Source organism: Shimia sp., assembly GCF_041624275.1.
Taxonomy (GTDB): domain Bacteria; phylum Pseudomonadota; class Alphaproteobacteria; order Rhodobacterales; family Rhodobacteraceae; genus Shimia.
The window spans coordinates 1-13,671 of the sequence record NZ_JBFJVE010000067.1 but is presented as its reverse complement, the minus strand read 5'-3'; the positions used below and the strand labels follow the sequence as shown (position 1 = coordinate 13,671).

13 protein-coding genes and 1 pseudogene are annotated in these 13,671 nt (G+C 68.3%); 10 read left to right on the top strand and 4 right to left on the bottom strand.

Annotated elements, in window-relative coordinates; all coding sequences use genetic code 11:
* The 6 genes from ABZD10_RS07195 to ABZD10_RS07170 all read left to right on the top strand — a co-directional run.
* Positions 1 to 1,913 (top strand): ABC transporter permease (locus tag ABZD10_RS07195; protein WP_372885460.1); only part of this gene is annotated, 1,913 nt, incomplete at its 5' end.
* A 5-nt stretch (positions 1,914 to 1,918) separates the two neighbouring features.
* On the top strand, positions 1,919 to 3,142 hold the full coding sequence (locus ABZD10_RS07190) for an efflux RND transporter periplasmic adaptor subunit (RefSeq protein WP_372885459.1): 1,224 nt from the start codon (positions 1,919 to 1,921) through the stop codon (positions 3,140 to 3,142).
* A 253-nt stretch (positions 3,143 to 3,395) separates the two neighbouring features.
* Positions 3,396 to 3,896, top strand: coding sequence for a YbjN domain-containing protein (locus ABZD10_RS07185; protein WP_372885458.1), 501 nt, complete (start codon positions 3,396 to 3,398; stop codon positions 3,894 to 3,896).
* Between the two features lie 32 nt (positions 3,897 to 3,928).
* Entirely contained in the window at positions 3,929 to 4,738 is an 810-nt protein-coding gene (gene proC, locus ABZD10_RS07180) for a pyrroline-5-carboxylate reductase (protein ID WP_372885457.1), read from the top strand.
* Positions 4,731 to 5,069: a tRNA-binding protein gene (locus tag ABZD10_RS07175; protein ID WP_372885456.1), complete on the top strand. Its 339-nt coding sequence runs from the start codon at positions 4,731 to 4,733 to the stop codon at positions 5,067 to 5,069. Before proC ends, ABZD10_RS07175 begins: the two co-directional genes overlap by 8 nt.
* Positions 5,066 to 6,022, top strand: coding sequence for a 2-hydroxyacid dehydrogenase (locus ABZD10_RS07170; RefSeq protein WP_372885455.1), 957 nt, complete (start codon positions 5,066 to 5,068; stop codon positions 6,020 to 6,022). The genes ABZD10_RS07175 and ABZD10_RS07170 overlap by 4 nt, the downstream gene beginning before the upstream one ends.
* On the opposite strand, the gene ABZD10_RS07165 is transcribed toward ABZD10_RS07170, so the two are convergent.
* Positions 6,010 to 6,669 (bottom strand): thymidine kinase, encoded by a 660-nt coding sequence (locus ABZD10_RS07165; RefSeq protein WP_372885454.1) that lies wholly within the window; start codon positions 6,667 to 6,669, stop codon positions 6,010 to 6,012. The two genes, ABZD10_RS07170 and ABZD10_RS07165, sit on opposite strands and share 13 nt — an antisense overlap.
* A 401-nt stretch (positions 6,670 to 7,070) precedes the next feature.
* On the opposite strand from ABZD10_RS07165, the gene ABZD10_RS07160 reads away from it, so the two are divergent.
* Positions 7,071 to 7,538 carry a hypothetical protein gene (locus tag ABZD10_RS07160; RefSeq protein ID WP_372885453.1) on the top strand — a complete coding sequence of 156 codons (468 nt, stop codon included), beginning with the start codon at positions 7,071 to 7,073 and terminating at the stop codon, positions 7,536 to 7,538.
* Between the two features lie 15 nt (positions 7,539 to 7,553).
* On the opposite strand, the gene ABZD10_RS07155 is transcribed toward ABZD10_RS07160, so the two are convergent.
* Together ABZD10_RS07155 and truA are read right to left on the bottom strand one after the other, a co-directional pair.
* Positions 7,554 to 8,675, bottom strand: a complete 1,122-nt coding sequence (locus ABZD10_RS07155; protein WP_372885452.1) for a beta-ketoacyl-ACP synthase III — start codon at positions 8,673 to 8,675, stop codon at positions 7,554 to 7,556.
* 178 nt (positions 8,676 to 8,853) lie between these two features.
* Positions 8,854 to 9,621, bottom strand: coding sequence for a tRNA pseudouridine(38-40) synthase TruA (gene truA, locus ABZD10_RS07150; protein WP_372885451.1), 768 nt, complete (start codon positions 9,619 to 9,621; stop codon positions 8,854 to 8,856).
* A 178-nt stretch (positions 9,622 to 9,799) separates the two neighbouring features.
* Between truA and ABZD10_RS07145 the strand changes: the two genes are divergently transcribed.
* Together ABZD10_RS07145 and ABZD10_RS07140 are read left to right on the top strand one after the other, a co-directional pair.
* Positions 9,800 to 11,215 carry a YcjX family protein gene (locus ABZD10_RS07145; RefSeq protein ID WP_372885450.1) on the top strand — a complete coding sequence of 472 codons (1,416 nt, stop codon included), beginning with the start codon at positions 9,800 to 9,802 and terminating at the stop codon, positions 11,213 to 11,215.
* Positions 11,212 to 12,216, top strand: a complete 1,005-nt coding sequence (locus tag ABZD10_RS07140; protein WP_372885449.1) for a YcjF family protein — start codon at positions 11,212 to 11,214, stop codon at positions 12,214 to 12,216. The genes ABZD10_RS07145 and ABZD10_RS07140 overlap by 4 nt, the downstream gene beginning before the upstream one ends.
* Here the strand turns inward: ABZD10_RS07140 and ABZD10_RS07135 are convergent.
* Positions 12,213 to 12,632, bottom strand: coding sequence for a group III truncated hemoglobin (locus ABZD10_RS07135; RefSeq protein ID WP_372885448.1), 420 nt, complete (start codon positions 12,630 to 12,632; stop codon positions 12,213 to 12,215). The two genes, ABZD10_RS07140 and ABZD10_RS07135, sit on opposite strands and share 4 nt — an antisense overlap.
* 254 nt (positions 12,633 to 12,886) lie before the next feature.
* Here ABZD10_RS07135 and adh point away from each other — a divergent pair.
* Positions 12,887 to 13,671, top strand: a pseudogene (adh, locus tag ABZD10_RS07130) (aldehyde dehydrogenase); the annotation flags it as partial.

Here is a 13,671-nt window from a genome sequence, read left to right as displayed (position 1 = left end):
GGGATCGGCTCAGCGCCACCATGCACGGCGCCCGCCGCAGCTTTCGCATCGTCGGTTTCGCCATGGCGCCCGAGTTCCTGTTCACCAGCGCGCCGGGGGAATTCGTCCCCGACGATGCGCGATTCGCAGTGCTGTGGATGAACCGCGCGGCGCTGGCCGCCGCCTTCGACGTGCAGGGCGCCTTTAACGAGGCGCTGATCGCGCTCGAGCGCGGCGCCCCGCCGCAGCCGGTGCTGGCGGCGGTCGACGCGCAACTCGACCGCTACGGCTCGCTTGGGGCCTATGCGCGCGGCGACCTGATGTCCGACCGTTTCATTTCCGAGGAAATCAGCGGCCTCAGGGCAACGACGATCGCGGTGCCGCCGATCTTTCTCGGGGTGGCGGCCTTTCTGCTCTATATCGTCATCACCCGCCTGGTGCAGTCCGAACGCGAGCAGATCGGGCTCATCAAGGCCTTTGGCTACAGCAACTGGGAGGTGGCGCTGCATTATTTCAGGATGGTGCTGGTGATCGCCCTCGCCGGAGCGGTGATGGGATGCCTGCTGGGACTCTGGGGCGGGCGGGCGATGGCCGGGGTCTATCAGGCGGTCTATCACTTCCCCTTCCTGGTCTTCCGCGTCGATGGGGCAAGCTTTGTCCTTGGTATCGGGGTCTCGATCCTGGCCGCCCTGTCCGGCAGTCTTCTGGTCCTGCGCCGGGTCTTCGCGCTGACCCCGGCGGTGGCGATGCGGCCGCCGGCACCGATGGATTTCTCGCGCACCGGCGCCCTCAACGACCGCCTGAAATCCTGGCTCGACCAGCCCAGCCGCATGGTGCTGCGCCGGGTCCTGCGCAATCCCGGGCGGATCCTGGGATCGGTGGTCGGCATCGCCGTCGGCATGGGGCTGTCGGCGGCCCAGATGTCGGTGATGTCGGGTTTTGACGACACGCTGGACCTGACCTTCGGGGTCATCGACCGCTCGGACGTGGCGGTCAGCTTCTTCGAGCCGATGCCGGCGAGGGCGGCCTTTGATCTTGCCCATCTGCCCGGTGTGATCGAGGTCGAGCCGACGCGCGCCGTCGGCGCGGTGCTGCGCAATGGGCTGAAGTCCTATCGCGGCGGTGTCACCGGGCTGGTCGAGGGGGCGCGGCTGAACCGGGCGGTCACCCGCGACATGCGCGACATCGCCATGCCCGCTGACGGCATCGTGCTGGCGCGGGCGCTTGCCGATATGCTCGCCGTCGCACCCGGCCAGACCCTGGTCGTCGAGGTGCTCGAGGGGCGGCGCCCGGTGATCGAGGTCAAGGTGGCCGCGATCGCCGAAACCCTGCTCGGGGCGCCGGCCTTCATGCGCCTCGAAACGCTGAACCGGGATCTCGGCGAATGGGGGCGGGTCTCGGGCGCCTATCTGCGGGTCGACGGCAACCGCCTGCCAGAGCTCTACGAGGCGCTCAAGGCGGCGCCCTCGGTGGCCGGGGTGACCCGGCGCGAGGATGCCCGCGCCGCGATGCAGACCCTGATGGACACCGGCGCCGGCGCGATGCGTTTCGTGATGGCGGCGATCGCAGGGGTCATCACCTTCGGCATCGTCTACAATGCTGCCCGCATCGCCTTTGGCGAACAGGCGCGGGATCTGGCCAGCCTGCGGGTGATCGGCTTCACGCGCGGCGAAACCGCCTTCGTGCTGCTCGGCGAGCTGGCGCTGGTGGTGCTGCTGGCGATCCCGCTCGGCATCGGTGTCGGCTATTACCTGTCCTTCCTGATCTCGGCCGGGTTCAGCACCGACCTCTACCAGATCCCGACCCGCTTCCGCCCCGATGCCTATGGCTCGGCGGGGCTGGCGGTGGTGGTGGCGGCGGCGGTCTCGGGCTGGCTGGTGAAACGCGATATTGACAAGGTCGACCTGGTGGAGACCCTGAAAACAAGAGAGTGAATGCCATGGCGAAGAAACAGTCGCGCAAAACCCTGATGCTCGGTGCCACTCTGGCGGTGGCGGCGGGATTGCTGGCCTCCTTCTGGCCCAAGCCGGTGCCGGTCGATCTGGGGCAGGTGCGGCGCGGCGCCATGATGCAGACCGTCGACGAAGAGGCGCGCACCCGGGTGCGCGACCCCTATCTGGTCTCGACCCCGATCGCCGGCCAGTTGCTGCGGGTCGATCTCGAACCCGGCGACCGGGTGGTCGGGGGCGAAACCGTGGTCGCCCGGATGATGCCGACCAACCCCGCCGCGCTCGACATCCGCACCCGCGAACAGGCCCGCGCCGCCATCGCCGCCGCCGAGGCCACGCTGCGCGTCGCCGAGGCCAACCTCAACAAGGCCATGGCCGACCGCGACCTTGCGCGCACCGACCTGCAACGGGCCAACACGCTGTTCGATCAGGACAATATCGCGCGCGCGGCGCTGGACCGCGCGCAAAGCCGGATGCGCGCCGCCGAGGCCACGGTCGACACCGCCCGGGCGGCGATCTCGATGCGGGTGGCCGAGGTCAACAACGCCCGCGCCAACCTCATCAGTTTCGACACCAACGGGGTGATCTCCGGCAACGGCCGCGCCGAGGCCATCGACCTGAAATCGCCGATCACCGGGGTCGTGCTGCAGGTCATCCAGCAGAGCGAGACCATCCTGCCCGCCGGGGCGCCGGTGCTCGAGGTGGGCGACACCGGCACCGACCTCGAGGTGGTGGTGGCGCTGCTGTCGACCGATGCGGTGCAGGTCAGCCCCGGCGACCGGGTGCTGATCACCAATTGGGGCGGGGCGCATGATCTCAACGGCAAGGTCGAGCGTATCGACCCCTGGGGCTATACCAAATATTCCGCGCTTGGGGTCGAGGAACAGCGGGTCAACGCGGTGATCCGCTTCACCGATCCGCCGGCCGGCCGCGCGAGCCTCGGCCATGGCTTCCGGGTCGAGACCCGCATCGTGGTCTGGGAGACGGAGGATGCGCTGATCCTGCCCTCGAGCGCGCTGTTCCGCGACAACGGCGACTGGGCGGTCTTTGTCGTCAGCGACGGGGTGGTGCAGTCACGGCCCGTGCAACCGGGCCGCAACAACGGGCTCGAGGTGCAGGTCCTCGACGGGCTCGCGGCCGGCGACAGCGTCGTGCTCTACCCCTCGGCGACGCTGAGCAGCGGCGACCGGGTGGCGCAGCGCGGCACGCCCTGAGCGGCACCTGCGCGGGGATGCCCGGGCCGGGCGCGACGCGGGCGGCGCCCGAGTTATCCACCGCAATCTTGTGTGCAGGGATGAAACATCCACAACTTATTGTGTTATCCACAAATATTTTCCTTTACACGACGCGCTTGTGGAACCACCATATCTGGTAGGGATTGGCGGAAAAACAGCCTTCCCTTGAGCGGGCACCAAGCGCTAGGGCGCTGCCACTTCCCTGGCGCAAGAGCAGAAAAGAGGTGGGGCCATGGCACTGTCGGAGCAATTTGCCGAAGAAGAACTTCATCCGATCGACATCGTCGAACATATTGCCGAACACCACGACTGGAGCTTCGACAGGATCGGCGACGACCAGATCGCCATGGCGGTCGAAGGACAGTGGCGCACCTATTCCATCACCCTTGCCTGGTCCGATTACGACGAGACCCTGCGGCTGGTCTGCTCCTTCGAGATGGAGCCCCCCGAAGACAAGATCCCGCAGCTGCACGAGGCGCTGAACGCGGTCAACGACCAGTGCTGGGCCGGGGCCTTCACCTTCTGGAAACCGCAGAAACTGATGATCTACCGCTATGGTCTGGTGCTGGCCGGGGGGCAGGTCGCCAGCCCGGATCAGATCGACACCATGATCCAGGCGGCGGTGATGAGCGCCGAGCGTTTCTACCCCGCCTTCCAGCTTGTCGTCTGGGGCGGGCGCGCGGTCGATGACGCCATGCAGGTGGCCATTGCAGAGGCCTACGGGCGCGCGTAACACTGCATCCCGAGACATGCGGGAGACAATTCATGGACATGATAGCAAAGCGCGGCCTGGTGCTTCTGGGCTGCGGAAAGATGGGTTCTGCGATGCTGCAGGGCTGGCTGGCCGGTGGGCTGCCGCCGGCCTCGGTCTGGGTGCAGGATCCCTTTCCGGGCGACTGGCTGAAAGCCTCGGGGGTCCATCTCAACGCGCCGCTGCCGGCGTCTCCGGCGGTGGTGCTGGTTGCTGTCAAGCCGCAGATCATGGCCGAGGCGCTGCCGGTTCTGAAACCGATGGGCAATGGCGACACCCTGTTCCTGTCGGTCGCCGCCGGCATCGCCATCTCGCATTACGAATCCGTGCTCGGCGCCGAAACGCCGGTGATCCGCGCCATGCCCAACACCCCGGCGGCGGTCGGCAAGGGCATCACCGCGATCATCGGCAACGCCCGCGCCGATGCCGCCCGGATGGACCTAGCGCAATCGCTGCTGTCGGCGGTGGGGCAGGTGGTGCGGCTCGAGGATGAGCGCCAGATGGACGCCGTCACCGGGGTCAGCGGCTCGGGGCCGGCCTATGTCTTTCACATGATCGAGACCCTTGCCGCCGCCGGCGAGGCCCAGGGCCTATCGCCCGATCTGGCGATGGCGCTGGCCAAGGCCACGGTGGCCGGGGCCGGGGCCCTTGCCGAAAGCGCCGCCGAAAGCCCGGCCCAGCTGCGGGTCAACGTCACCAGCCCCAACGGCACCACCCAGGCCGGGCTCGAGGTGCTGATGGACGAGACCGCTGGTCTGCCGCCGCTGATCCGCCGCACCGTCGCCGCCGCCGCCGACCGCTCGCGCGAGCTGGCCAATGGCTGATCTGACTTTCGACGACTTCCTCAAGGTCGACATCCGCGCCGGCACCGTGACCCGCGCCGAACCCTATCCCGAGGCCCGCAGGCCGGCGATCAAGCTCTGGGTCGATTTCGGCGGCGAACTCGGGGTGCGCAAGAGTTCGGCCCAGATCACCGCCCATTATGACCCCGAGGCGCTGATCGGCCGCCAGGTCCTGGCGGTGGTCAATTTCCCGCCCCGCCAGATCGGCCGCTTCATGTCCGAGATCCTGGTCCTCGGCCTGCCCGACGAGACCGGCGAGATCGTGCTGATCGGCCCCGACAGCAAGGTGCCCGACGGGGGGCGGATGCATTGAAGACCCTGTTCGTCACCCGGCCGCTGCCCGAAGCGGTGATCGCCGCCCTCGAGGCGCGGTTCAAGACCACGGTGCGGGCCGAAAACACGCCGCTGAGCGACGACGAGATGCGCGCGGCGCTGGCGGGCTATGACGCCATCCTGCCGACCCTCGGCGACATGTTCACGGCCGAGATACTTGCCGCCGTGGCGGCGCCCCGCTGCCGGATCCTGGCCAACTTCGGGGTCGGCTACAACCATATCGACATCGCCGCCGCCACCCGCGCGGACATTGCCGTGACCAACACCCCCGGCGCCGTCACCGATGCCACCGCCGACATTGCCATGACCCTGATGCTGATGAGCGCGCGCCGCGCCGGCGAAGGCGAAAGGCTGGTGCGCGCGGGGCAGTGGCAGGGCTGGCACCCGACCCAGATGCTGGGGCTGCACCTGAGCGGCAAGACGGTCGGCATTCTCGGCATGGGACGGATCGGACAGGCGATCGCCCGGCGCTGCCATTTCGGCTTCGGCATGGCGGTGAAATATGCCAGCCGCTCGGCCAAGGCGCTGGATTTCGACGCCGAAAGACTGGCCGATCCGAAGGCGCTGGCCGCTGCCGTCGACGTGCTGGTGGCGGCGGTGCCCGGCGGCGGCGACACCCGCCACATGGTCGATGCCGAGCTTCTGGCGGCGATGCGCCCCCATGGCCATTTCATCAATATCTCGCGCGGCGAGGTGGTCGACGAGGCGGCGCTGATCGCCGCCCTGCGCGCGCGCCGCATTGCCGGCGCCGGGCTGGATGTCTACGAGTTCGAACCCGAGGTTCCGGCGGCGCTGCGGGCGCTCGACAACGTGGTCCTGCTGCCGCATCTCGGCACTGCGGCGCTCGAGGTGCGCCGCGACATGGGGATGATGGCGGTCGCCAATCTGGCGGCTTTCGACGAGGGGCGGCCGCTGCCCAATCAGGTGAACTGAGCCCCGGCCCCGTCGCCGCCTCCGTTGTCCTGATCTTTGTCCTGATCTTTGCCCAGACCGTCGCCCAGACCGTCGCCCACCGCCGCGCGCCAGTGGCGGCGGCATAGCGAGACATAGGTCTCGTTGCCGCCGATCTGCACCTGCGCGCCTTCGCTCAGGGCGTTCCCCTCGGCATCCTGGCGCACCACCATCGTCGCCTTCTTGCCGCAATGGCAGATGGTGCGCACCTCGCGCATCTCGTCGGCCAGCGCCAAGAGCGCCGCCGAGCCCTCGAACAGCCTGCCCTGAAAATCGACCCGCAGCCCGTAGCACATCACCGGCACCCGCAGATCGTCGACCGCCCGTGCCAGCTGCCAGACCTGGGCCCGGCTGAGAAACTGGGCCTCGTCGACGAAGACACAGGCCACGGGCCCCTGTTGCAGGCGCTCGCAGAGGCGCGCGAAAAGATCGTCGCCGGCGGCAAAGCAATCGGCTTCGGCGGTGATGCCGATTCGCGAGGCGATGCGCCCCTGGCCCGCCCGGCGGTCCAGCCGCGCGGTCAGCAGATAGGTCTCCATGCCGCGTTCACGGTAGTTGTGCGACGCCTGCAAAAGCACCGCCGACTTGCCGGCATTCATCGTCGAATAGTGGAAATAGAGCTTGGCCATGGTCGCGACTTAACCGGCGCCGAAGGGCCGATGCAAGCCCGCAGAGCCGGTGATTGGGGCGGCTGGCATTGTGGCGGGTGCGCTCGACACGGGGCCAGGGAAATCAAGGACACGATCTCCCTGGCCTGCCAGCCAATTGTTACCCCACTTTCCCGGGATAGCACCCATGGGGAAGGTGGAAAGCAAGGTACTCTCACACAAACTGGCAGTGCACCCCGGCATGGGCCCTAATTGCCGCTCCGGGACGCCCCCCGCGCGAATGTCCAAACCGAGAGAGCGGACATCCAGAATGCCGCGAAAATGCGCGAACACTTTATAAATGACATTTGGCCGTTAACCCTTTAAGGGGAAACGACTGGGTGAATTCCCCGCGCGGGCAGCACAACGATCAGGGGGCATGGATGGCCGGAGTTGGTTCCTATCTGAAAAAACACACCGAAGCTCTGGTCAAAGACGTGGGAATCGAGGCCGCCTGCGAACTGGCGGGCAAGTCCAAGGCGACGCTCGGGCGCTATTATTCCTCCAATGAAGAGCATCGGGACCGTTTCATGCCGATCGACGCGGTGGCGGCGCTGGAAAAGGCGGCCAACTATCCGCATGTGACCTCGGCCCTGGCCGAACTTCTCGGCATGACCCTGTCCTACCGCGACGGCCACCGCAATTCCGACAGCAGCGAAGGCGGGGTGAATTCCGACGTCATCGCGCTCAGCCAGCGTTTCGCGATGCTGATGGCCGAATACAATGAATCCATTCAGGACGGGATCATCACCGTCAACGAGGCCAAGCGCCTGCTGAAGGAAACCGCCGCATTGCAACATGTGCTGCTCGAGATGAAACTGCATCTCGAAGAGGAATCGGTGGCCGATTAGGCCGCCGCGCCCGGCTCAGAGCCGGCGCAGCAGCACCGAGCCCACCGAATAGCCGGCGCCGAAGGAACAGATCAGCCCGCAGTCGCCCGCCTTCAGATCCTGGCAGTTCTGGGCGAAGGCGATGATCGAGCCGGCCGAGGAGGTATTGGCGTAATCCTGCAGGATATTGGGCTGTTCGCCCGCCTCGGGCACCCGCCCGAGAACCTTCTTGCCGATGAAGTCGTTCATCGTCTTGTTGGCCTGGTGCAGCCAGATGCGCCGCAGCTCGTCGCTGCCGACGCCGCTTTCGGCCATGTGGCGCAGGACATGGGCCGAGACCAGCGGCAGCACTTCCTTGAACACCTTGCGGCCGTTCTGCATGAACTGCATGTCGCGGCGGTCCTTCATCCCGTCGGGGCGTGAGCGGCGCAAAAAGCCGTTGTTGTTGCGGATGTTGTTGGAATACTGCGTCGCGCAGCGCGTCGAGAGGATCTCGAAACCGCCACCGGAAGTATCCTCCTTGCGTTCGATCACCGTGGCGGTGGCGACATCGCCGAAAATGAAATGGCAGTCGCGGTCGCGCCACTCAAGATGCGCCGAGCAGATCTCGGGGTTGACCACGATCGCCTTCCGCACCGAGCCGGCGCGCAGCATGTCGGCCGCCGCCTGGATGCCGAAGGTGGCCGAGGAACAGGCGACGTTCATGTCGAAGGCGAAACCGCCGGCGCCGATGGCCTGCTGGATCTCGATCGCCACCGCCGGGTAGGCGCGTTCGAGATTGGAGGCGGCGCAGATCACCAGGTCGATCTGGTCGGCCGCGACCCCGGCCTGGTCCAGTGCCTTGCCGCAGGCGTCGACCGCCATCTCGGCCATCAGCGACAGATCGCCATCGGCGCGTTGCGGCAGCAGCGGGTGCATGACGGCGGGGTCGAGAACGCCCGACTTGTCGATCACGTGCCGCCGCTCGATCCCCGAGGCCTTGAAGATGAATTCGGACGAGGAATGTTCCAGCGGCGCCATCTCGCCCCGGGCGATGGCCTCGGCATTGGCGGCGTTCATCCTGTCGGCATAGGCGTTGAAGGCGGCGACCAGTTCGTCATTGGTGATGACCTCTTCGGGGGTGAAGACGCCGGTGCCGGAGATGACGGGTGTGAACATGGGAACCTCGGGGTTTTGGGGACGCGCCCTAAAAGGCACCAAAGCGGCCTCCGGGGTCAAGGGTTGCCCTTGGGGAAACCGGGGCCGGTGCAGGCGCTGGGAGCGGGGCAGGGGCGGTGCCCCTCTGCGCCCCGGGGGGCGCATTCACCCCCGAGTATTTGGCAGGAGATGAAGCCGCTCAGGCAAAGGGATCCTCGGGGTAGCCGACCCCGGCAAGATAGAGCCCCTGGGGCGGGCTGACCGGGCCGCAGGCGGCGCGCGAGCGGGCCCGCAGCGCCGCGCGCACCTCGTCCGGCGTCCAGGCGCCGGCGCCGACCCGTTCCAGGGTGCCGACAAAGCTGCGCACCTGGTTGTGCAGGAACGAGCGGGCGCGGACGTGAAAATGGATCTCGGGGCCCCAGAGCGTGTCGACCGGTTCGACGCGCAGCTCGTCGAGGGTCTTCACCGGGCTTGCCGACTGGCAGATCGAACTGCGGAAGGTGGTGAAGTCGTGATGGCCGACGAGGTGGTCGGCGGCGGCCTGCATGGCGCCGGCGTCCAGCGGCCGGTTGATCCGCCAGACCAGCCCGGCAAGATGCGTCGCCGGGGCGCGGCGCATCAGCAGGCGGAACAGGTAACGCCGCTCGGTGGCCGAGAAGCGGGCGTGCCAGTCCGGGGCCACCCTTGCGGCGTCGACGATGGCCACCGGCAGCGGCTTCAGGTGGTGGTTGAGCGCCTCGGACAGGCGGAACGGATCCCAGTCCTTTTGCAGGTCGCAATGCGCCACCTGCGCCAGCCCGTGCACCCCGGCATCGGTGCGCCCGGCGGCGGCGATGGTATGCGGGCCGGGCTCGAGCCTGGCCAGGGCGTCCTCGATGGCCCCCTGCACCGAGGGCTGCTCGGCCTGCCGCTGCCAGCCGGCAAAGGGTTTCCCGTGGTATTCGACTTTGAGCGCAATCCTGACCATGCCGCCGCGATAGCGGATTCGGGCGCAAAGGGGAAGCGGGTGGTGGGACGCACGCCGGAGAATCGGGCAGGAGAAACGGGCGGGGGGAAGCGGGCGGGGTTTCTCCCCCCTAGCAAAACCGTCCGGCGCTGCCTAGATTCGTCTCACGGGCAGAAAGACGGCAGGGGGAAATCCGCAAGTGGTCATTGGCACTCTGGCAGACAGCGTGACCCGCGGGGTCGAGGCGGTCGGCGACCGGATATCCGAAACCCTGTTCGAACCGGTGATCCGGCTCGGCGTCACCGGGCTGGCGCGCTCGGGCAAGACCGTGTTCATCACCTCGCTGGTGGCCAACCTCATCGACCGGGGGCGCATGCCGGGGCTGCTCGCCCAGGCCGAGGGGCGGATCGAGGCGGCGTTCCTGCAGCCCCAGCCCGACGACACGGTGCCGCGTTTCGACTACGAGACCCACCTCGGGGCGCTGACCGCGCCCTTGCCGCATTGGCCCGACAGCACCCGCGCGGTCAGCGAATTGCGCCTGTCGCTGCGGGTGCGCCCCTCGGGGGTTCTGTCGGGGTTGCAGGGGCCGCGCACGGTGCATCTCGACATCGTCGACTACCCGGGCGAATGGCTGCTGGATCTCGCCCTGCTGGAGAAAAGCTACGAGACCTGGTCGCAGGAGACGCTGAACCGCCTGGCGCGGCGCCCCGAGGCCGAGGGGTTCCGCGCCGCGCTGGCCGCTGCCGATCCGGCGGCGCCGCTGGACGAGCCGCGGGCGCAGGCCCTTGCCGCGGCCTTCACCGGCTATCTTCAGGCGGCGCGCGATGCCGGCTATTACGACTGCACGCCGGGGCGGTTCCTGCTGCCCGGCGATCTGGCCGGCTCGCCGGTCCTGACCTTCGCGCCCTTGCCGCCGCAGGGCGGCCTGCCGCGCCGGGCCCTGTGGCGCGAGATGCAGCGCCGTTTCGAGGCCTATAAGGCGCGGGTGGTGAAACCCTTCTTTCGCGATCACTTCGCCCGCATCGACCGCCAGGTGGTGCTGGTCGACGCGCTGGGGGCGATCCACAAAGGGCCGCGCGCGGTCGAGGACATGCGCGGCGCCATGGCCGGCACGCTGAGCGCCTTTCGCCCCGGCGACAACGGTTTTCTGGCGCGGCTGTTGCGCGGCAGACGGGTGGAACGGATCCTGTTTGCCGCCACCAAGGCCGACCACCTGCACCATGCCCAGCACGCCCGCCTCAGCGCCATCATGCAGGCCCTGACCCGCGATGCGGCCGAGCGGGCGCGCTTTGCCGGGGCCGGCACGCGCGCTCTGGCGCTGGCCTCGGTGCGGGCCACCACCGAAGAGACGCTGAAACACGACGGCCGCCGCCTTGACTGCGTGCGCGGCACGCTGCTGGAGAGCGGCCGCCAGGCGGCCTTTTATCCCGGCGATCTGCCCGAGGATCCGCGCCAGCTGCTGACCCCGGCGCGCGAGGGCGCCGAAACCTGGCTCGACGCCGACTACCGGGTGATGAATTTCGCCCCGGCGCCGCTGAGCCTGAAACCCGGCGAGGGGCCGCCGCATATCCGGCTCGACAGGGCCGCCGAATTCCTGATCGGAGATCGCCTATGAGCAAGGGGCCGGTACTGATTGACCTCGAGGGCGCCGCGCCGCCCCGCGTCACCGACGCGCCGCCGGGGCCCGAAACCGCCGAGGGCGCGCCGGGCGCGCCGGGCGGGCAGGCGATGCAGATGGCGGCGCAGCTCGCCGCCGGGCGCCCGTCGCGGCTGGGGCGCTGGTTCTGGAGCCTTCTGGCGGCGCTTCTGGGTACGGTGATTTCGCTGGCCGCATGGGATTATGTCACCGGGTTGCTGGCGCGATCGCCGCTTTTGGGCGGCGCGGTTTCGGTGCTGATCGCGGGGTTTCTGCTGGTGTCGCTGGCGATGATCCTGCGCGAACTGGCCGGCTTTGCCCGGCTGCGCCGGGTCGACCGCATCCGGGCCCAGGCCGAGGCGGCGCTGGTGTCGGGCGAGACCGGCGAGGCGCGCCGGGTCATTGAGGAATTGCGGCGGCTCTATGCGGCGCGCGCCGATACCGCCTGGGGGCGCCAGCGCATGGCCGAGCGGATGGGCGAGCTGATGGATGCCGACGCGCTGCTGGCGCTGGCCGAAGGCGAAGTGCTGGCGCCGCTGGACCGCGCCGCGACGCGCGAGGTCGAGGCGGCGGCGCGGCAGGTGGCGACGGTGACCGCGCTGGTGCCGCTGGCGCTGGCCGACGTGGTGGCGGCCCTGACCGCGAATATCCGCATGATCCGCCGCATCGCCGAGATCTACGGCGGCCGCGCCGGCACCCTTGGCAGCTGGCGCCTGCTGCGCGCGGTGATGACCCATCTGGTGGCCACCGGCGCCGTGGCGGTGGGCGATGAGCTGATCGGCACCCTCGCCGGCGGCGGGGCGCTGGCCAAGATCAGCCGCCGCTTTGGCGAGGGGCTGGTCAACGGCGCCCTGACCGCGCGCGTCGGGGTGGCGGCGATCGAGGTCTGCCGCCCCTTGCCCTTCGCGGCGGAGAAACGCCCCTCGGTCTCGGGGCTCGTGAAACGCGCCCTGACCGGGCTGTTCGCCAAGGACGGCTAGCGCAGCATCGGCACCCCGCCCGGCCCCCGGGCCTGTTCGACCACCCCGGCGCGCAGGCTGCGGCCGATCCTGTGGGCCAGCGCCGACCAGGCCGCTGCCTGTTCGGCGCTCAGCTCGTCGCGCAGGGTCTGCTCGAACAGCGCCAGCCAGCCCTCGAACATGCCCGGATGGACGTTGCCCGCCGCCCGGTGCACCCGCAGCGGGTTGCCGTCGTAACAGCCCTCGAACAGGATCGCATTGGCCCAGAAATCGGTGATCCGGGCCTCGTGTGCCGGCCAGTCGCGGACATGCGCCGCAAAGACCGGCCCCAGCCCCGGATGGCGGCGGATGCGGGCATAGAAGGCCGCCACGACGCGGGCGATCTCGGGGCGGCTGACGGGAAACCTCGGCGGCAGCGATGGAGACAGCGATGGCATGGGCGATGATCTTTCAGACAGGGGCGGTCGGCCTTTCGGGCGCGCAGTTTCGCAGGCCGGGCCGGTCTTGTCCACGGCGGCGGGCAGGGCGGGGCGGTTCGGCTCAGACCATGGTCGTAGAGACCATGGTCTAATTCCTGCCCCGGGCGGCGATTTCTATGGTGGTCTCGGCACCGAACCGGGGCTCATACAAGGAAGGACGGGCCATGAGTATCGCTGCATTCGTAGGAACTTTTCTCAAGGGGAGGAATGGCATGAACATTCAAACCACCGCGCGGGTCAGCACCGCGCTGGACACGACTCATCTGGGCGTCGAATTTCCGTTCAAGGCGCGCTACGGCAACTTCATCAACGGCACCTTCGTCGAGCCGAAGTCGGGCCAGTATTTCGAGAACACGACGCCGATCACCGGCGAAGTGATCTGTGAAATCGCCCGGTCCAACGCCGATGACATCGAGGCCGCGCTGGACGCCGCGCATGCCGCTTTCCCGGCCTGGGGCAAGACCTCGACCACGGAACGCGCCAACATGCTGCTCAAGATCGCGGACATCATGGAGGCGAACACCCAGACCCTGGCCGCCGCCGAAACGCTGGACAACGGCAAGCCGATCCGCGAATCGATTGCCGCCGACCTGGCGCTCTGCGTCGATCACTGGCGCTATTTCGCCGGCTGCATCCGCGCCGAAGAGGGCCATATCTCGGAAATCGATTCCGACACCTATGCCTATCACATCCCCGAGCCGCTGGGCGTGGTCGGTCAGATCATCCCGTGGAACTTCCCGCTGCTGATGGCGGTATGGAAACTCGCCCCGGCACTGGCGGCAGGCAACTGCGTGGTTCTGAAACCGGCGGAACAGACCCCGGCGTCGATCCTCGTGTTGGCCGAGCTGATCGCCGACGTTCTGCCCGCGGGCGTTCTCAACATCGTCAACGGCTTCGGTCTCGAGGCCGGCAAGCCGCTGGCCTCGTCGAACCGGATCGCCAAGATCGCCTTCACCGGGGAAACCACCACCGGCCGCCTGATCATGCAATATGCCTC